At 62.5% G+C, this 20,175-nt stretch carries 21 protein-coding genes; 14 read left to right on the forward strand and 7 right to left on the reverse strand.

Translation table 11 applies throughout. From position 1 onward, the window contains the following. From ACLIKD_RS10630 to ACLIKD_RS10685, 12 genes are all read left to right on the forward strand, one after another. Positions 1-738 carry an arginyltransferase gene (locus tag ACLIKD_RS10630; protein WP_428828310.1) on the forward strand — a complete coding sequence of 246 codons (738 nt, stop codon included), beginning with the start codon at positions 1-3 and terminating at the stop codon, positions 736-738. Then, positions 735-1,415 (forward strand): YbaY family lipoprotein, encoded by a 681-nt coding sequence (locus ACLIKD_RS10635; protein WP_428828311.1) that lies wholly within the window; start codon positions 735-737, stop codon positions 1,413-1,415. The genes ACLIKD_RS10630 and ACLIKD_RS10635 overlap by 4 nt, the downstream gene beginning before the upstream one ends. Then, complete coding sequence (locus ACLIKD_RS10640) at positions 1,399-1,827, forward strand: hypothetical protein (RefSeq protein ID WP_428828312.1); 429 nt, start codon at positions 1,399-1,401, stop codon at positions 1,825-1,827. Before ACLIKD_RS10635 ends, ACLIKD_RS10640 begins: the two co-directional genes overlap by 17 nt. Further along, positions 1,824-2,816, forward strand: a complete 993-nt coding sequence (locus ACLIKD_RS10645; protein WP_428828313.1) for a CapA family protein — start codon at positions 1,824-1,826, stop codon at positions 2,814-2,816. The genes ACLIKD_RS10640 and ACLIKD_RS10645 overlap by 4 nt, the downstream gene beginning before the upstream one ends. A gap of 60 nt (positions 2,817-2,876) precedes the next feature. Beyond that, positions 2,877-3,128 carry a type II toxin-antitoxin system CcdA family antitoxin gene (locus tag ACLIKD_RS10650; RefSeq protein WP_428828314.1) on the forward strand — a complete coding sequence of 84 codons (252 nt, stop codon included), beginning with the start codon at positions 2,877-2,879 and terminating at the stop codon, positions 3,126-3,128. 3 nt (positions 3,129-3,131) lie between these two features. Next, the gene (locus tag ACLIKD_RS10655) at positions 3,132-3,443 is read left to right on the forward strand and encodes a CcdB family protein (protein ID WP_428828315.1); all 312 of its coding nucleotides are present in this window, start codon (positions 3,132-3,134) and stop codon (positions 3,441-3,443) included. A 19-nt stretch (positions 3,444-3,462) separates the two neighbouring features. Beyond that, a complete protein-coding gene (locus ACLIKD_RS10660; protein WP_428828316.1) occupies positions 3,463-6,849 on the forward strand; it encodes a class I SAM-dependent DNA methyltransferase in 3,387 nt (1,128 codons plus the stop codon). Positions 6,850-6,875: 26 nt separating this feature from the next. Further along, positions 6,876-7,622 (forward strand): hypothetical protein, encoded by a 747-nt coding sequence (locus ACLIKD_RS10665; protein WP_428828317.1) that lies wholly within the window; start codon positions 6,876-6,878, stop codon positions 7,620-7,622. A gap of 10 nt (positions 7,623-7,632) precedes the next feature. Continuing rightward, positions 7,633-7,761, forward strand: a complete 129-nt coding sequence (locus ACLIKD_RS10670; protein WP_428828318.1) for a hypothetical protein — start codon at positions 7,633-7,635, stop codon at positions 7,759-7,761. Positions 7,762-7,770: 9 nt separating this feature from the next. Next, positions 7,771-7,989 carry a hypothetical protein gene (locus tag ACLIKD_RS10675; protein ID WP_428828319.1) on the forward strand — a complete coding sequence of 73 codons (219 nt, stop codon included), beginning with the start codon at positions 7,771-7,773 and terminating at the stop codon, positions 7,987-7,989. A gap of 111 nt (positions 7,990-8,100) precedes the next feature. After that, positions 8,101-8,553, forward strand: a complete 453-nt coding sequence (locus ACLIKD_RS10680; RefSeq protein ID WP_428828320.1) for a MaoC family dehydratase — start codon at positions 8,101-8,103, stop codon at positions 8,551-8,553. A 118-nt stretch (positions 8,554-8,671) separates the two neighbouring features. Further along, the gene (locus ACLIKD_RS10685) at positions 8,672-10,531 is read left to right on the forward strand and encodes a potassium transporter Kup (RefSeq protein WP_428828321.1); all 1,860 of its coding nucleotides are present in this window, start codon (positions 8,672-8,674) and stop codon (positions 10,529-10,531) included. Between the two features lie 97 nt (positions 10,532-10,628). On the opposite strand, the gene ACLIKD_RS10690 is transcribed toward ACLIKD_RS10685, so the two are convergent. From ACLIKD_RS10690 to ACLIKD_RS10720, 7 genes are all read right to left on the reverse strand, one after another. After that, entirely contained in the window at positions 10,629-11,510 is an 882-nt protein-coding gene (locus ACLIKD_RS10690) for a sulfurtransferase (protein WP_428828322.1), read from the reverse strand. Between the two features lie 88 nt (positions 11,511-11,598). Next, on the reverse strand, positions 11,599-12,726 hold the full coding sequence (locus ACLIKD_RS10695) for an ABC transporter substrate-binding protein (RefSeq protein WP_226470965.1): 1,128 nt from the start codon (positions 12,724-12,726) through the stop codon (positions 11,599-11,601). A 37-nt stretch (positions 12,727-12,763) separates the two neighbouring features. Next, on the reverse strand, positions 12,764-13,498 hold the full coding sequence (locus tag ACLIKD_RS10700; protein WP_428825045.1) for an ABC transporter ATP-binding protein: 735 nt from the start codon (positions 13,496-13,498) through the stop codon (positions 12,764-12,766). A 6-nt stretch (positions 13,499-13,504) separates the two neighbouring features. Next, entirely contained in the window at positions 13,505-14,260 is a 756-nt protein-coding gene (locus ACLIKD_RS10705) for an ABC transporter ATP-binding protein (protein ID WP_226470967.1), read from the reverse strand. Continuing rightward, on the reverse strand, positions 14,257-15,126 hold the full coding sequence (locus tag ACLIKD_RS10710; protein WP_428825046.1) for a branched-chain amino acid ABC transporter permease: 870 nt from the start codon (positions 15,124-15,126) through the stop codon (positions 14,257-14,259). The genes ACLIKD_RS10705 and ACLIKD_RS10710 overlap by 4 nt, the downstream gene beginning before the upstream one ends. Next, positions 15,123-15,986: a branched-chain amino acid ABC transporter permease gene (locus tag ACLIKD_RS10715; protein WP_428825047.1), complete on the reverse strand. Its 864-nt coding sequence runs from the start codon at positions 15,984-15,986 to the stop codon at positions 15,123-15,125. Before ACLIKD_RS10715 ends, ACLIKD_RS10710 begins: the two co-directional genes overlap by 4 nt. An 83-nt stretch (positions 15,987-16,069) precedes the next feature. Then, a complete protein-coding gene (locus ACLIKD_RS10720; protein WP_428825048.1) occupies positions 16,070-17,389 on the reverse strand; it encodes an NAD(P)/FAD-dependent oxidoreductase in 1,320 nt (439 codons plus the stop codon). Positions 17,390-17,942: 553 nt separating this feature from the next. Here ACLIKD_RS10720 and ACLIKD_RS10725 point away from each other — a divergent pair. Both ACLIKD_RS10725 and ACLIKD_RS10730 read left to right on the forward strand, forming a co-directional pair. Continuing rightward, positions 17,943-18,491: an NADPH-dependent FMN reductase gene (locus tag ACLIKD_RS10725; RefSeq protein ID WP_428825049.1), complete on the forward strand. Its 549-nt coding sequence runs from the start codon at positions 17,943-17,945 to the stop codon at positions 18,489-18,491. Between the two features lie 255 nt (positions 18,492-18,746). Then, entirely contained in the window at positions 18,747-20,144 is a 1,398-nt protein-coding gene (locus ACLIKD_RS10730; protein WP_428825050.1) for an amino acid permease, read from the forward strand. Positions 20,145-20,175: the final 31 nt, after the last annotated feature.

The raw sequence follows: 20,175 nt of genomic DNA on the forward strand, positions 1-20,175 counted from the left end.
ATGGCCCGCCCGGACGACGCAGCGCTACCCTTCTCGCTGCTCCAGTTCTACGCCACCTCGCCTTATCCGTGCAGCTATCTGCCGGAGCGTCAGGCACGCTCGCAGGTCGCCACGCCGGCCCACCTGATCAATGCCGAAATCTACAGTTCACTGGTCCGCGCCGGCTTCCGGCGCAGCGGCATCTTTACCTACCGGCCGCGCTGCGACAATTGCCAGGCCTGCACACCGGTCCGCCTGCCGGTGGCCGAACTGCAACTGCGCCGCAGCCAGCGCCGGGCGGTGAAGAAACACGGCAATCTGAAAGCGCTCGAGTTGCCGCTGGTCTTTCTCGACAAACACTACGCCCTCTACAACCGCTACCAGCAGGCCCGCCACCCCGGCGGCGGCATGGACGAGGACAGCCACGAGCAGTACGCCCAGTTCCTGCTGCAAAGCCGCGTCGATACCCGGCTGATCGAGTTTTCCGAAGACGGCGTAGTGCGCATGGTCAGCCTGATCGACGTGCTCGACGACGGGCTGTCCTCGGTTTACACCTTCTACGACCCGGCAATCGCCGGCGCCAGCTACGGCGTCTACAACATCATCTGGCAAGTCAGCCAGTGCGAGGCGCTCGGCCTGCCTTACCTGTACCTCGGCTACTGGATTGCCGAAAGCCGGAAAATGGCCTACAAGAAAGACTTCCAGCCCATCGAAGGTCTCGTCGATGGGCAATGGCAACGCCTCACGGACACCGCATGAAACGCTACCTGCTCCCTTTCCTTCTGCTCCCGCTGACCGCACTCGCCGCCGGCGAGCGCCTGCCCTACGCCTGCGACAATGGCAGCCGCATCGACATCTCGTTTGCCCCGGCCGGCGATGGTCCACCGCAAGCCACCCTGCACTTCTCCGATAGCGAACTGACGCTGCCGCAAGTCCCGGCCGCCTCCGGCGCGCTGTACCGGGCCGACAACATCCGCCTGCAGACCCAGGGCGACGAAGCGATTTTCGACGACGGCAAGGGCAACACCCGCCGTTGTACCCAGGGCACCACCCCGCCGCCCCAGGCCACGGCAACGCCGGCCAGCAGCAGCTTCCTCGACATTGCCGGCAGCATCACCTACCGCCAGCGCATCGCCCTGCCGCCCGATGCCATCCTGATCGTCCGCATTCAGGACATCGCCCGGGCCGGTGGCCGAGCCCGCCAACTGGCCGAGCAACGCATCGAACTCGGCGGCCGGCAGGTGCCGATCCCCTTCGCCGCCACCATCGACCGCGACCTGATCGGCAAGAAGGCCCAGGTCACCGTGTCCGCCCGCATCGAGCGGCGCGGCAAGCTGCTGTTCGTCAGCGACAAATCCTACCCGGCGCTGCACAACGGCCAGCCACTGCATGTCGCCATGCAGCTCAAGCAGGTCGGCAGTGGCAAGGCGCGCTAGGCACCTCGGCGGGCTGATCGCGGTATGCATCGCGGCCACGGCGCAGGCGCAAAGCGTCGTCTGCCACCTGAGTTACGGCGGTGAAACGCAGGTCGTCGAAGCCCGGCCGAGCACCGATCCCTACAGCGTGGCGCCAGTTGCCGTCGGCTCCTACTTCCTGTTCCGCATCGTTTTCCGTCAGGAACCGGCCGACCTTGCCGGCATCAAGCTCTACGCCTATGCCGATCGCGACGCCGGCCCGGTGCTCATCCACCAGGCCAGCTACCGTTATCCGCCGGCCGCCACCCTGCCGCACGGCGATGCCCCGCGGCAGCCGGGCTACGGCTTCAGCGGCTTGCACTTCGTCTATGAACCGGTGCGCGACGGCGAACTGCAATACTGGTGCGAGCTGAAGGACGCGGCAGCGAAATGAGTCAAAGCCTCTACCCCACCACCAAGATGAGAAAGCCATGGCTGGCGGCAATCGCCGTTCTGCTCGCTTTCAACCTGCATGCCGAGCCGGTCACGTTGATCTTCGCCGGCGACATCATGCTCGACGACGGCCCCGGCCGCCTGATCGGCCAAGGCGGCGACCCGCTGCAGCCCTTCGCGAGCATCCTCAAGGAAGCCGACTACCGGATCGGCAATCTCGAATGCCCGATTGCCGAAAGCGGTAGCCCGCAGGACAACAAGATCTACAACTTCCACGCCAAACCGCGCGTGCTGCCGGCGCTGCAAGGCCGCTTCGATGCCGTCGCGCTGGCCAACAATCACTCCGGCGACTACGGTCGCGACGCCTTCCTGGAAACCATCCGCCATCTCGACAACGCCGGCATCGCCCATTTCGGCGGCGGCCGCAATCTCGGCGAAGCCCACCGGCCGCTATGGATCGACCGCAAGGGCCTGAAGATCGCCGTGCTCGCCTACAACGAATTCAAGCCGCGCGCCTTCGAAGCCGGCGCCAACTGGCCGGGCATCGCCTGGAGCGAGGACGATCAGGTGATCGCCGACATCCGCGCCGCCAAGGCGGCCGGCGCCGATCTGGTCATCCCCTTCATGCACTGGGGCTGGGAAAAGGAAACCCAGCCGGGCGAGCGGCAGAAAACGCTGGCCCGCCGAATGATCGACGAAGGCGCCGCGCTGGTCGTCGGCGGCCACCCGCACGTCACCCAGGGCGCCGAAACCTACAAGGGCAAACCGATCATCTATAGCCTCGGCAATTTCGTTTTCGACGGCTTCGACTACGCCAACGCCCAACGCGGCTGGCTGCTCCGCCTGAGGCTCGACAAATCCGGCGTGATCTTCTGGGACACCCTCGCCGCGCAGATGGACAACGACGGCACCCCCTGGCCGGTCTCCGGCACCTTCACGCCTTGCGGGCGAGGTGGCGACGAGTTGGTGGCCGAGTGCGCGAACCCATAGCTTGACGCCCATGATCATTGAGCGCACGATCATGCGCATGAATATACACAGAGGCTTATCATGCTGACCAGCGAACTCAACACCGGCCGTAAAGGCCGCCTCTCCCTTTCGATCAGCCAGGAACTGCTGGAGCGCCTGGAACCGTACAAGCAGCAGATCAATCTCTCCGCTCATGCCGAGAAACTATTCAGCGATCTGCTGGAAACCCTGGAAAACCGTAGCTGGCTGGAACGAAATTCCGAGGCGCTCGTCCAGCACGGCAAGCTGATCGCCCAGACCGGCCTGGCCGGCGAAGAATTCGACCGCATCTGACCGATGCCGCAGTTCGACATCTTCCCGAACCCTGGCCAGAAAAAAGCCGAGATTCCCTACCTTCTGGTCATCCAGAACAACCATATCAGCAGTCGAACCGGCGCCTCGGTTGTCATCCCGCTACGCGCCGATGCCCCGCCGGTGGAAATCATGTGTCCGCTCGTCGAAGTACCCGGCTCCGGCAGCTTCGTCCTGTCCGCCGACGAAATATTCGCTATCGACAACAGTCGCCTGCGCGACCCGGTCGGCGCGTTAAGCATTGCCGACCGCGCCAAAATCAAGCCAGCCATAGACAAGCTCATCGGCGAATATTAGGGCGGGTTAGAATCCCGTCATGCAAATCGACCAATTCCTCAGCCGCTGGCGCCATGCCGGCGGCTCCGAACGCGCCAATTACCAGCTTTTCATCGCCGATCTCTGCGACCTTCTGGAAGTCGACAAACCCCAGCCGGCGAACGTAGACACTCGAGACAACCCTTACGTCTTCGAGCGCCGGGTCGTCTTTCACCACGGCGATGGCAGCACCAGTAACGGTTTCATCGACTGCTACAAGCGCGGCAGCTTCATCGGCGAAGCCAAGAAAATCCGCGCCGGCGCCGAAACCCGCATGTTCGACGACGCCATGCTGCGCGCCCGCGGCCAGGCCGAAAACTACGCCCGCCACCTGCCCGCCGACGAAGGCCGGCCGCCCTTCCTGGTCGTCCTCGATGTCGGCCACGTCATCGAGCTTTACGCCGAATTCACCTGCACCGGCGGCAGCTACACGCCCTTTCCCGATCCGCGCAGCCACCGCATCAAGCTCGACGATCTCGCCCGGCCGGAAATCCGCGCCCGTCTCAAGGCCGTCTGGAGCGACCCGCACAGCCTCGACCCGGCGCGCCGCACCGCCCGCGCCACGCGCGACATCGCGGTGCGCCTGGCGCGCGTTGCCCAGTCGCTGGAAGGCAAATACCCACCCGAGCGCGTCGCCGCCTTTCTCTCGCGCTGCCTGTTCTCGATGTTTGCCGAAGACGTCGGCCTGCTGCCCAAGATCGACAACGAAGGCGCCTTCACCGGCCTGCTCAAGACCCTGCACAACGCGCCGGAACAATTCGTGCCGCTGGTCGCCGAACTGTGGAAGGCGATGGACGAAGGCCAGTTCTCGGTCGCCGTGCGCGCCCAGTTGCCACGCTTCAACGGCAAGCTGTTCAAAAATCCCGAAGTTTTACCGGTCGACCGGGCGCAAATCGAACTTTTGCTCGAAGCCAGCCGCGCCGACTGGGCCGAAGTCGAACCAGCCATTTTCGGCACCCTGCTCGAAAGCGCCCTCAACCCGCTTGAACGCCACGACCTCGGCGCGCATTACACGCCGCGCGCCTACGTCGACCGCCTGATCCTGCCCGCCGTCATCGAACCGCTGCGCGCCGACTGGCACGACACCCAGGCCGCCGCGCTGCTGCTCGCCAACGAAGACAAGCTCAGTCAAGCCGCCGACCTCGTCCGCACCTGGCACCACAAGCTGTGTAACATCCGCGTCCTCGACCCGGCCTGCGGCTCCGGCAACTTCCTCTACGTCACGCTCGAGCACATGAAGCGCCTCGAAGGCGAAGTGCTCGACACCCTGGCCCAGCTGGGCGACACGCAGCAACGCCTGGAAGTCGAAGGCCTCACCGTCGACCCGCACCAGTTCCTCGGCCTCGAAATCAACCCGCGCGCCGCCGCCATCGCCGAAATGGTGCTGTGGATCGGCTACCTGCAATGGCATTTCCGCACCCAGGGCAGCGGCCTGCCGCCCAGCCCCATCCTGCGCGACTTCAAGAACATCGAATGCCGCGACGCCGTGCTCGCCAGCGATGCCGTCGAATTCGCCACGGACGCCTCCGGCAAGCTGCTCAGCCGCTGGGACGGGCGCACGACCAAGCCGCACCCGGTCACCGGCGAGCCGGTGCCGGACGAAAGCGCGCAAGTGCCGCTCGAGCGCTACAGCAACCCGCGCCCGGCCGCCTGGCCGCAGGCCGACTACATCGTCGGCAACCCGCCCTTCATCGGCAACAAGCGCATGCGCGACGCCCTCGGCGATGGCTACACCGAGGCCCTGCGCGCCGCCTGGCCGGAGGTGCCGGAATCGGCCGATTTCGTGATGTTCTGGTGGCACCACGCCGCCGGCCTGACCCGCCACGGACATGCCAAACGCTTCGGCTTCATCACCACCAACAGCATCACGCAGACTTTCAACCGCCGCATCCTCGAACAGCACCTCAACGGCGAACCGCCGCTCAGCCTCGCCTGGGCCATTCCCGACCACCCCTGGGTCGATGCCACCAGCGGCGCCGCCGTGCGCATCGCGATGACCGTCGCCCAGCCCGGCGACGCGCCGGGAACGCTGCAAACCGTCGTTGAAGAAGGCGGAGCGGAAGCCGATGCCGTGCACATTGAACTGACCGAGAAAACCGGCCGCATCCACGCCGACCTAACCATTGGCGCCGATGTTGTTAGCGCAAAACAACTACGTGCCAACGAAATGATTTCGTCAATGGGCTTCATGCTCGCGGGTTCGGGCTTCATCGTTCCCGCCGAAGAAGCCATCAAATTACATCCCTGCGACCGTATCCGCCCCTACCGCAATGGCAAGGACTTGACCGACAAGCCCCGCGGAGCACTTCTTATCGACTTTTTTGGCCTGACTGCCGACGAAGCACGCAGCCGCTACCCGGCGGCCTACCAGTGGATACTTGAGCGTGTCAAACCAGAACGCGACCACAACAACCGGCCCCGCCTAAAAAGTCAATGGTGGCTATTCGCTGAATGTCGAAAAACACTGCGCTCAGCGATTGCCGGTCAGCCCCGTTACATCGCCACCGTCGAAACAGCCAAGCACCGGCTTTTCCAGTTCCTCGACGCTGACATTGCACCTGATCATCGGCTAATCTGCATTGCGCTGACCGACGCCTTCTTCCTCGGAGTGCTCTCCTCGCAGGTGCACATCGTTTGGGCACTGGCTGCTGGAGGCACCTTGGAAGACCGCCCGGTCTACAACAAATCCCGCTGCTTCGATCCCTTCCCCTTCCCCGCCGCCAGCCCCGAGCAGCAAGCCCGCATCGCCGCCCTCGCCGAGCAACTCGATGCCCACCGCAAGCGCCAGCAGGCGGCGCATCCCGAACTGACGCTGACGGGCATGTACAACGTGCTGGGCAAATTGCGCTCTGGCGAGGCGTTGACCGCCAAGGACAAGGCCATCCACGAAATGGGTCTGGTGGCCGTGCTGCGCCAGTTGCACGACGAACTCGACGCCGCCGTGCTTGCCGCCTACGGCTGGTCCGATCTCGCACCGGACGACAGCGCCGCGCTGCTCGAACGCCTAGTCGCGCTCAACACCGAACGCGCCCGCGAAGAAGCCGGCGGCCTGATCCGCTGGCTGCGCCCCGACTTCCAGCATCCGGGCGCCGCCGCGCCCCCGGCCGGCCAGCCGGTCGACACGCCGCAACAGGGCAAAATGGTTTTGCCCGAAAATCCGCCGTCGACCGCCACACCCGCCGCCGGCAGCAAACGCCCTTGGCCGCCCGGCCTGCCCGAACAGGTCCGCGCCATCGCGGACGTACTACAAAGCACTCCGCAAAACGAAACAGCCCTTGCCGCGTGCTTCTCAGGCAAAGGCCCATGGAAAAAACGACTTCCCGAAATCCTCGCCATGCTAGCCGCCCTTGGCCGCGCTAAAGAGGCTGAAGGTGGATGGGTTGGTTAAACAACCGCTAATCTGGAGCTACTTACATGAACGAATTCGCAAACCCTGCTAAACGACTGTCTCGTTTGATCGAGATTGTCGTACACAAGCAAGACAGCACTTCGAGTGCGGCAGTCTGGGCAGATGCATTCGGTCTTGATGCAGCGAAAGCGCAAACAGATCCACATGAGGTGATAGCCAAACTCATGATATTGCGTAATGAGATCGACCTCGTTGAAAAACTGATGTCCTCAACCTCATTCTCGAAAGGACTCTATGAACCCCACTTGCAGCGAGTTCGTTCGACAGTATCCCTAACAAATATAAGCGCCACCTGGAACAACCACAAAAGCCAACTACCAGCCGATACACGGCTAGCACTCAGGTATTGCGCTGAGATACTGCCCGCCGAACCTGAGATATCGATGGAAGAACTACAAGGGGTTCTTGACTCTGTCCATCGCCTACGGGGAGAAATTGAACAATCCGAAATAACACAGGCAGTTCGTGAATTCTTACTAAGCCAACTTGCGATCATCGAAAAAGCCATTCATGACTATCCGATCCGAGGAGGGATAGCCATAAAGAGTGCATTTAAAGATGGGCTTGCCGATTGTGCGGCACACGCAGAAACCGTTTCCGCTGAAGGGAATAAAGCCAATATCTCAAGAGTTGGCAGAATCTGGAGTGACTTCAAGTCGGCAGGCAAGGAACTCGTGGAAGCTGATCGAGTCGCCTCTAGCCTAGTCGGCTTAACGGAGAAAGGGCATGCCCTTCTAAATCTTTTCAACTGAGATGGTGCGCGTGATCAACCCGAAAAACTGCGGCCAACTGCTGCTGCCCGGCAAACGGCCAACCCTGCTTGACCCGCCGGCCATCCGGCGCGCCGCCTTTCAGATCGATAAGCTGGCCCAGGCCGCGACTCCCGAATGAAGCTTGTTCATGTTCAATTCCAAACGCCCACGTAGCGGCCTGCCCGAATGGGACGGCCAGCAATTCGCCTTCGACGACCCGCGTATCCCCTTGCCGATTCGCCAGTCCCTAGCCAGACTGGCCCAGGCCGACGACCGGCTTTATTTCGCGGACACCGACACCGGCGGCGAATGGTGGTTGCTGGACGAGGCGGAAAACTTGATCGAATCATTCTGCCTAAGAGATTGAACATGACGGTCAACAAGATGCGCGGGATTCAGGGCGATGAGTTTCTGCTGTCACTTGACAACGGATTGCCCAAGAAACTCACCCTCCAACATACCTCCCAGGAGACCAACCATGGATAGCCGTTACCTCGACGACCTGACGCCCGGCCAGCAATTCACTACGCCGGGCGTGACGCTGACTGAAGCCGAGATCATCGATTTCGCCTGGCGTTACGATCCGCAGCCGTTCCACCTCGATGCCAATGCGGCGGCCGAATCGCCTTACGGCGGACTGATTGCCAGCGGGTTCCAGAGCCTGGCGATCTGCTTCAGGCTGTTCATCCAGTCCGGCGTCCTGGCCGAGTCGAGCATGGGTTCGCCGGGCATCGACGAATTGCGCTGGCTGGCGCCGGTCCGGCCGGGCGATACGCTACACAGCGAAATCGAGGTGCTGGAAGTGCGGCCCTCGGCATCAAAGGCGGACCGCGGCATTGCCCGACTGAAGTATCAGGCGATCAACCAGCGTGGCGAAGCGGTGCTCAGCTTCATCGTCATCCACCTGCTGCGCCGCCGCCCGAATCGCTGAGATCATCGTCCCCGAGCGCGCCGAGCCATACCCAAGATATGACTGAAGTGCTAGATTGGCGGTCTGGCCTGGTCGTCAATAAATCATTCATCGCGGCTCAGGCGCACCAGGGGAAATCATGCATCAACGCCAAGCGCTGCCGGCTCTGACCGTCGCAGCCATCGGGGTCGTCTTCGGCGACATCGGCACCAGCCCGCTCTACGCCTTGAAGGAAATTTTCAACGGTCATCACCCGATCCCGGTTACGCCGCAAAACATTCTCGGCGTCCTGTCGCTGGTCTTCTGGTCGATCATCGTGCTGGTCACCATCAAGTATGTGGCGATCATCATGCGCGCCGACAACCGCGGCGAAGGCGGCTCGCTGGCCCTCCTCGCCTTGGTCACCGAACGCGCCAAGAATCCGCGCCTGGCGTGGATCGTCACGCTGCTCGGCATCTTCGCGGCGGCGTTGTTCTACGGCGACAGCATGATCACGCCGGCCATTTCGGTGCTTTCCGCCGTCGAGGGCCTGGAGATCATCACCCCGACGCTGAAGCCCTACGTCATCCCGATCACGCTCGCCATCCTGACCGGCCTGTTCTTCATCCAGAAGCGCGGCACCGGCACCGTCGGCCTGTTCTTCGGTCCGGTCATGGTCGCCTGGTTCAGCATCCTCGGCGCCTTGGGCGTCATGCAGATCGCGCAGAACCCGCACGTGCTGGAGGCCCTGAACCCGATCTTCGCGATCTATTTCATCGTCACCTATCCCGGCCTCGCCTTCCTGGCGCTCGGCTCGGTCGTACTCGCCGTGACCGGCGGTGAGGCGCTGTACACCGACATGGGCCATTTCGGGCGCTTCCCGATCCGCCTCGCCTGGTTCGGCTTCGTCATGCCAGCCCTGGTCCTCAACTACTTCGGCCAAGGCGCCTTGCTGCTCATCGATCCGGCCGCCATCCAGAGCCCCTTCTTCCATCTGGCGCCGGACTGGGCGATCGTGCCGATGGTCTTCCTCGCCACCATGGCCACCGTGATCGCCTCGCAGGCGGTCATCTCGGGCGCCTTCTCGGTAGCCCGCCAATCGATCCAGATGGGCCTCTTGCCGCGCATGCAGATCATCCACACCTCGGGCATGGAAGAAGGCCAGATTTACGTACCCTTCACCAACTGGTCGCTGTATCTGGCGGTCGTCGCGCTGGTCATCGGCTTCAAGAATTCCTCCAACCTCGCCGCCGCCTACGGCATCGCCGTCACCGGCACGATGCTGATCGATACCATCCTGGTCGCCTTCGTTATGGTGCTTTTGTGGAAGTGGAACCGTGTCGTTGTCTTCATCGTCGCCGGTGCCCTGCTCACCGTCGACCTCGCCTTCTTCGCCGCCAATGCGATCAAGATCCCCGAGGGCGGCTGGTTCCCGATTGCCATGGGTCTGGTTTCCTTCACCGTGCTGACCACCTGGCGGCGCGGCCGCGCCCTCGTTTCGCAGGAAATGGCCAAGCAAAGCATCCCGATGGACGACTTCCTGCAAAGCATCGACGACGTCCACCGCATAGACGGTACCGCCGTTTTCATGACCAGCGCCAAGGATGGCGTACCGCCGGCCCTGCTGCACAACCTGAAGCACAACCAGGTACTGCATGAGCGGGTGGTCTTGCTCACGGTGCAGACAATGGCCACCCCGCATGTCAACGACATGGACCGCATCTACCTGCATCGGATGAGCCGTGGCTTCATCCGCCTGATCGTCCGTTACGGTTTTATGGAAAGTCCGGACGTACCGGGCGCGCTCGAGCAATGCAAGCGCTTCGGCGAACGTTTCGACATCATGGAAACGACGTTCTACCTCTCCCGCGAAACCATCGTACCATCGATGACCAAGCGCATGCAGCCGCTCCGCGCCCGCCTGTTCGCCGTGATGTCGAAAAACGCCACCAGCGCCAGCGACTTCTTCCATATTCCGACCAACCGCGTCGTCGAACTAGGGACGCAGCTGGTGATCTGAAGGCGCCGGGCAAGCCAACAACGAAGCCCGGACGGCTGACGAAGCGAACGCCTCTTTGGGACGCTCGCCACCCCTTCGCCTTCACACGCCTGATGATTTAGCGCGCGGTCGTTGTTGCGACGGGAGCCCCCGGCTGGGCAACCCACTCGCTCCATGAGCCGGGATAAAGCGCGGCATCCCCGAGCCCGGCAATTTCCATGGCCAGTAGATTGTGGCACCCCGTTACACCGGAACCGCACTGGTTGATGACTTGGCCACTGTTCCAGACACCAAGAACAGTGGCGAATTCAGCGCGAAGTTGGTCCGGATGCTTGAAAAAGCCGAAAGCATCGAGGTTGTCCCGGAAAAAGCGATTCACCGCATCGGGAATGTGTCCGACAACCGGATCGATCGTTTCATTCTCACCGCGGAATCGGTCCGGCGCACGCGCATCGATCACCAATGCCCGACGGGAGGCAATATTTTCGCGAACGTCGTCGAAGTTCGCGGTCCTGACCAGGCTGGCCCCGGCGGAAAACTCGGTGCGTTGCCTCCGGCTCCCGGCGCTCCCGTTTGTCGTCTCGTAACCGGCCTGTCGCCATCCTTCCAGACCACCGTCGAGCACCGCAACCTTGCCATGCCCGATCCAGCGAAGCAGCCACCAGAGACGGGCGGCATAAGGACCGCCGGCATTATCGTAAGCGACGACTTGGGTGTCGTTGCCGATCCCGAGTTCCCGGACCCGCTCGATGAAGGCATCCCGATCGGGGAGCGGGTGCCTGCCGTTGCCTCCGGTCTTGGCACCGCACAGATCGCGGTCAAGGTGCACATAGATGGCACCGGGAATATGAGCCTGTTGATAGACCAGATATCCCTGCCCGGGATTCTGCAGATCGAACGAACAATCGGCGACCAGGAGATCGTTCGGGGACGAGCCGCTCAGGCCGGACAAGACTTGTGCGGAAATAAGGTGATCAGGTTTGCGGGCGAATGAGGTCATCGGTTGATATCGTCTGGTTGCCGCTGACAAGGCAGCGGATCGAAAATGGCGGACAGGCGCATCGCCGGCCTGTCCGCCGATACGGCGATTACAGCGGGACGAACCTGCCGTCGCGGACGGTGAGTACAACGCCGTCGTAGGCTGGTGTGCGCGTTGTGGTCTGGGTCAGCGATCCGTTACCCAGCACGGTGGGCAGATTCTTGATGCCGGCAAGCCCCTTGCGGATCGATTCCGGGCTGTAATCCGGCCCGGCAGTCTTGATCGCGGCGGCAGCGGTCTTGAAGACGGTGTAACCGATCGCGGCGAAATTGTCGGGTTCGATGCCGTACTTCTTCTTGTAGGCGCTGACAAACTCCTGATTCAGCCGGGAAGGATTACCGATGAAGTAATCCGAGGTAAAAATCACGCCTTCCACCGCCGAGCCGCCCACCTTCAGGAACTGGTGCGAACCGGCGGAAGGCGTTGCGACGATACGTACCGAAGGCGGCAGGCCGGCCTGTTTTGCCTGAATGATGATGTTGGCCGTGACTTCGCCGGTGGTCGATATGACCAGGGTGTCGATATTCTGTGCCACGACCTTGGTGACGAGTGCGCTGAAGTCGGTGTCAGCACCGACGATGGTTTCCTCCAGCACCGTCTTGACGCCGGCCTGCTCGAGGCGCCCTTTGACGCCGTCCTTCTGCTGTACGTAGGATTCGTTATCGCGGTTGAAGATATAGGCGACGCGCTTGGGCTGGTAGTCCTTCAGATAGCGCAGCGCCAGGCTTTCCATGATCTTCGCCGGCGCGGCGTTGGCTTTGAAAATCCAGTCGCCGATCACTGCCACGTCGCCCGAGGCTTGGGTCAGGGCAGGAATCTTCTTGCTCTGGGCAATAGGCAGATAGGCCTGGGCTTCCACGGTCGAGGTCGAACCCAGGATCAGCACGGCCTTGTTGGTGTTGATGAAGCGATTTACCAGATTCACGGCCTGATTCTTGTCGCTGTTGGTGTCTTCCAGCAGCAATTTTATCTTGGCGGAACCGAGCTCGCCGGACTTGGCGACCTCCTCGGCGGCCAGCGTGATGCCGTTGCGCGCCGGCAGGTTGGCGAAGGAGAAGATGCCCGACGACGAAATCGGCACGCCGACCACGACCTCTTGCGCATGCGCGGGTGTGGAGAGCAGGGTCGAGGCCGTCAGTGCGGCCGCAGAAAGAAAGGGGATCAGGTGTTTCTTCACGATGAATGACTCCAGGGGGTAAGAGAGACGAACAGGTTCAAACTGCCGCATCGGCCGACGCGGCACCCTCCACCGAGGGCAGGTAGTGCTCGATGATGCGCGGGTCGTGGCGCAAATCCTGGCTGGGGCCGTCAAGGACGATGCGGCCGTGCTCCATGACGTAGGCGCGGTCGCTGACGGCCAGCGCCAGACTGGCGTTCTGCTCGACCAGCAGAATGGTCAGGCCGCATTGCCGCAGGGTCTGCAAGGCCTCGAAGACCTGATTGACGACGATCGGCGCGAGCCCCAGGCTGGGCTCGTCGAGCACCAGCAGGCGCGGTCCGCCCATCAGTGCGCGGCCGATGGCGAGCATCTGCTGCTGCCCGCCGCTCAGCGTGCCGGCCTTCTGCCGGCTGCGCTCGTGCAGGATCGGAAACAGGGCATACACATCATCCAGCGCGTGGCGCGACTCGCGCCCGGCCAACGCCTGGCGTCCCAGCAGCAGGTTGTCTTCGACGGTCAGCGGGCCCAGCACCTGGCGCCCTTCCGGCACCTGAAGCAATCCGGCGCGCGCCACTTTGTCGGCACGCCAGCCGGTGATGTCCTGGTCGAAGAAATGTACCGTGCCGCCCACAGGCCGCAGCAGGCCACTGATGGTGTTGAGCAGTGTGCTCTTGCCGGCGCCGTTGGGGCCGATGAGTGCGATCAGTTCGCCCGGCTCCACGTGCAGCGAAGCCTCGCGTACCGCCCGGATGCGGCCGTAGGACGTGGCGAGCTTGTTCAGTTTCAGCATGATCGATCAACCTCCCAGATAGGCCGCGACCACCGCCGCCTCAGCCCGCACTGCATGCGGCTCGCCGGAGGCAATCAGGCGCCCGGCATCGAGCACATGCAGTTCCTGGCACAGCGACATGACGAAGCGCATGTTGTGTTCGATCAGCAGCACCGCCAGGCCATCGGCGGCCAGCACGCTGAAAATCTCGCCGAGCGCATCCGCCTCGCGGTCGTTCATCCCGGCAACGGGTTCATCGAGTAGCAACAGGCGCGGCCCGGTGGCCAGCGCGCGCATCATCTCCACACGCCGCTGGTGGCCATAGGACAGATTACCGGCGGCTTGGTCAGCGTATTGCAGCATGTTGAACTGACGCAGCAGTTCGGCAGCCCGCTCGCCCAGCTCGGTGGTTTCCCGGCGGGCCGCCGGCATGCCGAGCAGCGCAGCCAGCCAGGAACTGCGTTCATGGCGGTGGAAACCCGCCACCACGTTGTCCAGCACGCTGGCCTCCTTCAGCAGGCGGATGGTCTGGAAGGTGCGTGCAATGCCATGGCGGGCCACTTCGGCCGGCTCGATCGTCGAGATGTCCTTGCCGTCCAGGTGAATCGTCCCCTGCGTGGGGCGCAACAGCCCGCTGATCAGATTGACCATCGTGGTCTTGCCTGCGCCGTTGGGGCCAATCAACCCGGTAATCCGCCCGGGCAACACCGAGAACGACACATCACCGACCGCCAGCAGGCCGTCGAACTGGCGGCTCACGTTGCGCAGGATCAATCCGCTCATGGCGTCACCTCGGCCGGTGGGTGCGCGGCCTTGCGCTGGCGCCAGTGGAGGATTACCGAATCGACCACGCCGGACGGCCAGTAGATGATAGCCAGAACCATCAGTACGCCGTTGACCGCCAGACGATAGTCCGCCAGTGGCCGCGCCACTTCCGGCAACAGGGTGAGGATCAAGGCTCCGACCAACGGGCCGAGTACCGCGTTACGGCCGCCCAGCACCACGAAGCTGAGCGCGGCGATCAGCAGCGGAAAACCAAAATCCTCCGGCACCAGCGAGTAATTGCGATAGGCGATCAGCCCGCCCCCCAGGCCGCCCAGTGCGCCACTGAGCACGAAGGCCAGGCGCTGGTAGCCAACCACCGAGATGCCCAGCGACACCGCCACCGTCTCATCCTGGCGGATGGTGTCGAAGGCGCGGCCGATACCAGTGCGCGATACCGCCCGCAGCACGTATAGAACGATGGCCAGTACGACCAGCAGATGGCCGAGGTGTACCAGCTTGGGAATGCCGTTCAGGCCCAGCGCCCCTCCGGTCAGCGATTCCCAGTACAGCCCGATGGACATGACGATTTGCACGAAAGCTAGCGTGGCAATGGCCTGAAACACTCCGCGCAGGCGGGCCAGCGGCCAGGCCAGCACGAGGCCGGCGGCGGCGCCGAGCAGCGCGGCGGCGAACAGCCCCGCCCAAACGGGAAACTCGAGCCGCACCGCCAGCAGTGCTGCGGCATAGGCGCCCAGCGCCGCGAACCCGGCGGTGGCCATGGAGAACACCCCGGCGCGCAGGACGATGTACTGGCTGTAGGCCAGCACCCCGCTGACCAGGACCAGTTCGAACAGGGACAAATGCCCGAGAATGAATCCGCTCATGCGCGCACCACCCGGGTTTCGATGTGCAGCTTGCCGAACAGGCCGGACGGGCGCAGCAGCAGAATGCCGAACAACAAGCTGTAGGTGATGGCATCGCTCAGCGACGAGGACAGATAACTGACCGAGAAGGTCTGCACCAGGCCCAGCAGCAAGCCGCCCACCAACGCTCCGCCGATGCTACCCAGACCGCCCAGGACGATGACCACGAAGGCGCGCAGCAGGTAGGGCTCGCCCATCAGGAAATGCACGGAATTGAAAGCCAGGCCGATGATCACCCCAGCCGCACCGGCCAGCGCGCCCGAGATGAAGAAGGTCTGGAAATAGACCAGTCCGGGGCGGATGCCCAGCAACGAAGCGGTACGCTCGGAAATCGCCACCGCCCGGATCTGCCGGCCAAAATCGGTACGAAACAGGAACAGCAGCAGCGCCAGCGCGAGGGCAAGGGAAAGCAGCAGGATGACAATCTGCAACAAGGAAATGCGCAGCCCCCAGAACTGGTAGATCACCACCGGAAAGGTGCCGAATGGGAAGCGCATGATTTGCGTCTGCGATACCGCCTGCCCCGCACTCATCAACACCTGGGCGATACCCAGCGACGAGATGATCGCCGCGAACTCGGTCGTCCCGCGCTGGCGCAGGGGGCGCAAGGCCAGCCAGTCGACCGCGACGCTGACCAGCCCGCCGACCAGCATGGCGATGACCAGCGCCGCAGGCAGCGGCAGGCCGGCGGCGGTCACCGAGTACAGACCGGCAAATGCGCCGACCATGAACACGGCGCCATGCGCCAGGTTGAGTACGTGCAACACCCCGAACACCAAGGTGAAGCCAAGGGCGAACAAGGCATAGGTACTGCCTGTCACCAAGCCATTTAATAACTGCTGAGTGAGCATCAGAAACAATCAGGTTGGGTAGGAGGAGGCCAAAGCTTTACTGTCCCGTCGAGTCAGGCTTCGCGCCGGTTGCTCCACAGTTCCCAGGAGAACCGGGCACGCACCCCGACATCAAGGAACGGACGAGGCGGCAGCCGGGATGGCTGACTGAAGGCTTCGTAGGTTGCGATCAAAGGGTTGTCGACCCCGGTCGCCTTGTCGGCGATCAACAGGCCGGATACGGTCCCCTTGGTCCACCCCAGACCGTTGTCGCAGACAGCGGCATAGACATTGGGGGCGACTTCGCCAAAGCCGGCACCACCATTGCGCGAAACACAAATGAAACCGGACCAGGTGTGCTCGATGCTTACCCCCTTCAGGGCCGGGAACCAATGGTCGAACAGTTCCTGATGGTGCGCGGCGACCGGTTTGTACGATTCGCTGTCGCGCTGCAGGCTCGGCTCGTAGCGCATGTCCTGCCGGATCAGGATGCGCTGGTCGCGCGTGCGCCGCACCGTGACACCGACAAAGGCATTGGCCGGAGTCAGCCCCCATGAGCGCAGACCTTCCAGCCGGCTCTGCTCTTCCTCGGTCAGCTGACGCGTCAGGCTGCCGCAGGCGGAAATCGGGATCAGGCGATTGCGCAGTACGCCGAACTGACTGGCGAAAACACTTACTGCAAGGATTACCTTGCCGGCACGAATCGTTCCGTGCGGCGTACTCAGGCGTATTTCGGGACCGAATTGCGCCGCTGTCACCGGGGTGTTTTCATAGAGAGTGACGTTCGCCGGCAGATTGTCGGCCAGTCCGCGCGAAAGCGCGGCCGGATTGACCAGCACCGCACCCGGCGTGTAGATACCGGCGGAAAAGTGATTGAATCCGATCCGTTTATGCAGCGCCTTGCCCTCGAACCAGGTGTAAGGCTCGTTCAGCGAATCCAGAACCTGGCGCGTCGGCTCGAGAATCTCCTTGATACCGTGGGAGGAAACCGCCGTATGCAACTTGCCAACCGGGTCCCAGTCGCATTCGATGTCGTATTTTCGGACCTGCTCTTCCAGACTGGCGATGGCTGTGCGTGCCAGCGTCACATGATCGCGTGCTGCCGATAGTTCGCCGAGGGAGCTACCCACGTTGTGTGGCGTATCGATGATAAAACCGGCGTTGCGGCCCTGGGCGCCTTCACCTGCCGTACCGGCCTCGACCAGCGCGATCGAGTCGCCCGGCCGGTTCTCTGCCAGCCTCCGGGCCGCCGCCAGGCCTGCCTGCCCAGCCCCGACCACGACCCAATCGACCACCAGATCGTGATCCAGCGTGGGCCGCGGCTGACGCGGCGGCAAAATGCGGCTCCAGCCATTTGTCTTGTCGTTCAACGGGGTAATTGCCACAACCGTCATGCCCACTCCGGAATGATCTTTGTCTGGACGCCCCCGGCACATCTGGTCGCCTTGCCGCGTGACGGTATCGACCTCTGTTTGCCTGCGGCAAGATGCCGGGGAGCAACGTTTTAAGAGACGCGATTGTCAGATCTCCTCACCAGAACTGACAACGAATAAGCTCTGATAAACATATATGCAGCCAGAGCAGTCAAGCACGGCACGCGGGCTGGTTGGGGTAAGCGCCGCTGGCCTTTACAGAGGTCGAGCTAGAAGGTTTCGTCCGCCTCGATGATCCCGGTCTCGTGTTCGGTCCGGTGCCCGGCCGCGTCGAGCGGAAAGCCATCCGAAATCGGATGAAACTGTGCAACTTAGGCACCGTGTCACGATCACAGACAGAAGGGGCATCGACGGGGTGCGTAGGCACTGAATCTCTACCGTTTGATAACTATGAAAGAATCAATCATCCGTGTTTTTTAAAATAACGCGGGGAGTGAAATTCAAGTTGTTCGGTGTGAATCATGCAGCAATAAAGCAAGCTCTACTTCCAATCGCAAACGTAAGGAAAACAGACATGAGCCAATATCAAATTGCCGTCGTAGTCGGTAGCCTTCGCAGGGATTCATTCAATCGCAAGTTGGCAAGTGCCATCGTCAAACTGGCGCCATCGGAGTTTTCGTTCAAACAACTGGAAATTGGCGATCTGCCGCTCTACAACCAGGATGACGATGCGCAACAGGCCGCTTCGGTCAAGCGCCTGAAAGCGGAAATCGCTGCCGCCCAAGGTCTATTGTTCGTCACGCCTGAATACAACCGCTCTATGCCTGGCGTCCTCAAGAACGCCATCGACCACGGTTCACGCCCGTATGGCCAGAGCGCGTGGGCGGGCAAGCCTGCCGGCGTGTTGGGGGTATCGGTCGGGGCCATCGGGACCGCGATGGCGCAACAGCATTTGCGCAATGTTCTCGCCTACCTGGACGTGCCTACGCTAGGTCAACCGGAAGCATTCATTCACGCCAAGGATGGTCTATTTGATAGCGCCGGCAATATCGGCCCTGATAGCAAGGCATTCCTGCAAAGCTGGATGGATCGCTACGTCGCCTGGGTAAAAAAGCACAACTAAGCGATTCCAAAATCCAAAACCTGGCTGACAGCGGCTCTGCCACAACACCCCATACCGGGGACGAGCAGACCGTTGCCAGCAGCCGAAGCGGCATGAAATCGGCAAGTAGGTGGCAACTAATTAATCTCCTGGCTCCCGGTTTATCGGTCAACCGTACCGCCTCGTAGCGTCCGACCTCGCAACGCCCTGCGTAGGCCCCTGGAACAAGCCGGCGTGGCCTCGCCGCTGTCGTCGGCGACCACAGGAGTATTACCAATGAGCCTCTTTCGTACGAAGAGTATCGACGCCATGCTCGCCATGGCTCGCGAAGATGGCTTGAAAAAGGTCCTTGGCCCGGTGGACCTGGTAATGATGGGCATCGGCGCCATCATCGGAACCGGAATTTTCGTACTGACCGGCACCGGGGCGCTGACCGCCGGACCGGCACTGACGGTGTCCTTCCTCATCGCTGCCATGGCCTGCGGCTTTGCCGCGCTGTGCTATGCCGAGTTTGCGTCGGCGATCCCGGTATCGGGATCGATCTATACCTACTGCTATGCCACGCTCGGCGAAATTGTCGCGTGGATGATCGGCTGGGACCTGCTGCTGGAGTATGGGCTGGCGATGTCGGCGGTGTCGGTCGGCTGGTCAGGCTATTTCCAGTCGCTGATGGCGGGCCTCGGGCTGGCTTTGCCGACGGCGCTAACTGCCGCGCCGGGGGCCGTACCGGGTGCCCACACCATAATGAACCTGCCGGCATCCCTGATCATGCTCGCCATCACCTGGGTGGTGTCGCACGGTGCCCGCGAATCCGCCCGCCTCAACAACCTGATGGTGACCATCAAGATCGCCGTGGTGCTGCTCTTCATCGGCGTCGGCATCTGGCATGTCAAACCGGCCAACTGGCAGCCCTTCGCGCCGTTCGGCGCCGCTGGCGTGTTTCAGGCGGCGGCGCTGGTGTTTTTTTCCTTCATCGGCTTCGATGCAGTCACTTCGGCGGCCGAGGAAGTGCGCAATCCGCGCCGCGACCTGCCGATCGGCATCATTGGTTCACTGACGGTCTGTACGGTGCTGTACGTGGCCGTCTCGGCGATCATGACCGGCATCGTTCCATTCGCGAATTTCGCCGGCGTCGATCATCCGATTTCTCTGGCCCTGCAGTTTGCCGGCCAGAACTGGGTGGCGGGCTTTGTGGACCTGGGAGCCATCCTCGGCATGACGACGGTGATCCTGGTGATGACCTATGGGCAAACGCGCATCATTTTTGCGATGTCGCGCGACGGCCTGCTGCCCAAGCGGCTCTCGGTAGTGCATCCGGTGTATGCCACGCCATACTTTGCCACCTGGACCGTCGGCATCGTGTTTGCCACCATCGCCGCCTTCGTGCCGCTGAATGTTCTGGCCGAACTAATCAATATCGGTACGCTGGCAGCCTTTACGCTGATCTCCGTTTCCGTCCTGGTGCTGCGCCGCACGCACCCGGAACTGCCCCGCGCCTTCCGCTGCCCGGGGGTGCCCGTGGTGCCCTTGCTGTCGGTGGGCTTCTGCCTGTTCCTGATGGCACACTTGCAGGTGCTGACTTGGATAGCCTTCCTGGTCTGGTTGGTGTTGGGACTGGCGATCTATTTCCTCTACGCCCGCCGCAATGCAGTGCTACATAACCAAGGTGGCTAAGGCCGGCCAGCAGCCCAAAACCCAAAGGCCA

It is taken from the genome of Azonexus sp. IMCC34842 (genome assembly GCF_050368855.1).
GTDB classification, from domain to species: Bacteria; Pseudomonadota; Gammaproteobacteria; order Burkholderiales; family Rhodocyclaceae; genus Azonexus; species Azonexus denitrificans_A.

Coding starts and splice junctions, on each gene's coding strand:
- ACLIKD_RS10700 (WP_428825045.1), bottom strand. CDS start 13,498: ATGCTGAAACTGAACAAGCTCGCCACGTCCTACGGCCGCATCCGGGCG.
- ACLIKD_RS10730 (WP_428825050.1), top strand. CDS start 18,747: ATGAGCCTCTTTCGTACGAAGAGTATCGACGCCATGCTCGCCATGGCT.
- ACLIKD_RS10680 (WP_428828320.1), top strand. CDS start 8,101: ATGGATAGCCGTTACCTCGACGACCTGACGCCCGGCCAGCAATTCACT.
- ACLIKD_RS10710 (WP_428825046.1), bottom strand. CDS start 15,126: ATGAGCGGATTCATTCTCGGGCATTTGTCCCTGTTCGAACTGGTCCTG.
- ACLIKD_RS10725 (WP_428825049.1), top strand. CDS start 17,943: ATGAGCCAATATCAAATTGCCGTCGTAGTCGGTAGCCTTCGCAGGGAT.
- ACLIKD_RS10665 (WP_428828317.1), top strand. CDS start 6,876: ATGAACGAATTCGCAAACCCTGCTAAACGACTGTCTCGTTTGATCGAG.
- ACLIKD_RS10645 (WP_428828313.1), top strand. CDS start 1,824: ATGAGTCAAAGCCTCTACCCCACCACCAAGATGAGAAAGCCATGGCTG.
- ACLIKD_RS10685 (WP_428828321.1), top strand. CDS start 8,672: ATGCATCAACGCCAAGCGCTGCCGGCTCTGACCGTCGCAGCCATCGGG.
- ACLIKD_RS10660 (WP_428828316.1), top strand. CDS start 3,463: ATGCAAATCGACCAATTCCTCAGCCGCTGGCGCCATGCCGGCGGCTCC.
- ACLIKD_RS10650 (WP_428828314.1), top strand. CDS start 2,877: ATGCTGACCAGCGAACTCAACACCGGCCGTAAAGGCCGCCTCTCCCTT.
- ACLIKD_RS10690 (WP_428828322.1), bottom strand. CDS start 11,510: ATGACCTCATTCGCCCGCAAACCTGATCACCTTATTTCCGCACAAGTC.
- ACLIKD_RS10675 (WP_428828319.1), top strand. CDS start 7,771: ATGTTCAATTCCAAACGCCCACGTAGCGGCCTGCCCGAATGGGACGGC.
- ACLIKD_RS10705 (WP_226470967.1), bottom strand. CDS start 14,260: ATGAGCGGATTGATCCTGCGCAACGTGAGCCGCCAGTTCGACGGCCTG.
- ACLIKD_RS10635 (WP_428828311.1), top strand. CDS start 735: ATGAAACGCTACCTGCTCCCTTTCCTTCTGCTCCCGCTGACCGCACTC.
- ACLIKD_RS10720 (WP_428825048.1), bottom strand. CDS start 17,389: ATGACGGTTGTGGCAATTACCCCGTTGAACGACAAGACAAATGGCTGG.
- ACLIKD_RS10655 (WP_428828315.1), top strand. CDS start 3,132: ATGCCGCAGTTCGACATCTTCCCGAACCCTGGCCAGAAAAAAGCCGAG.
- ACLIKD_RS10630 (WP_428828310.1), top strand. CDS start 1: ATGGCCCGCCCGGACGACGCAGCGCTACCCTTCTCGCTGCTCCAGTTC.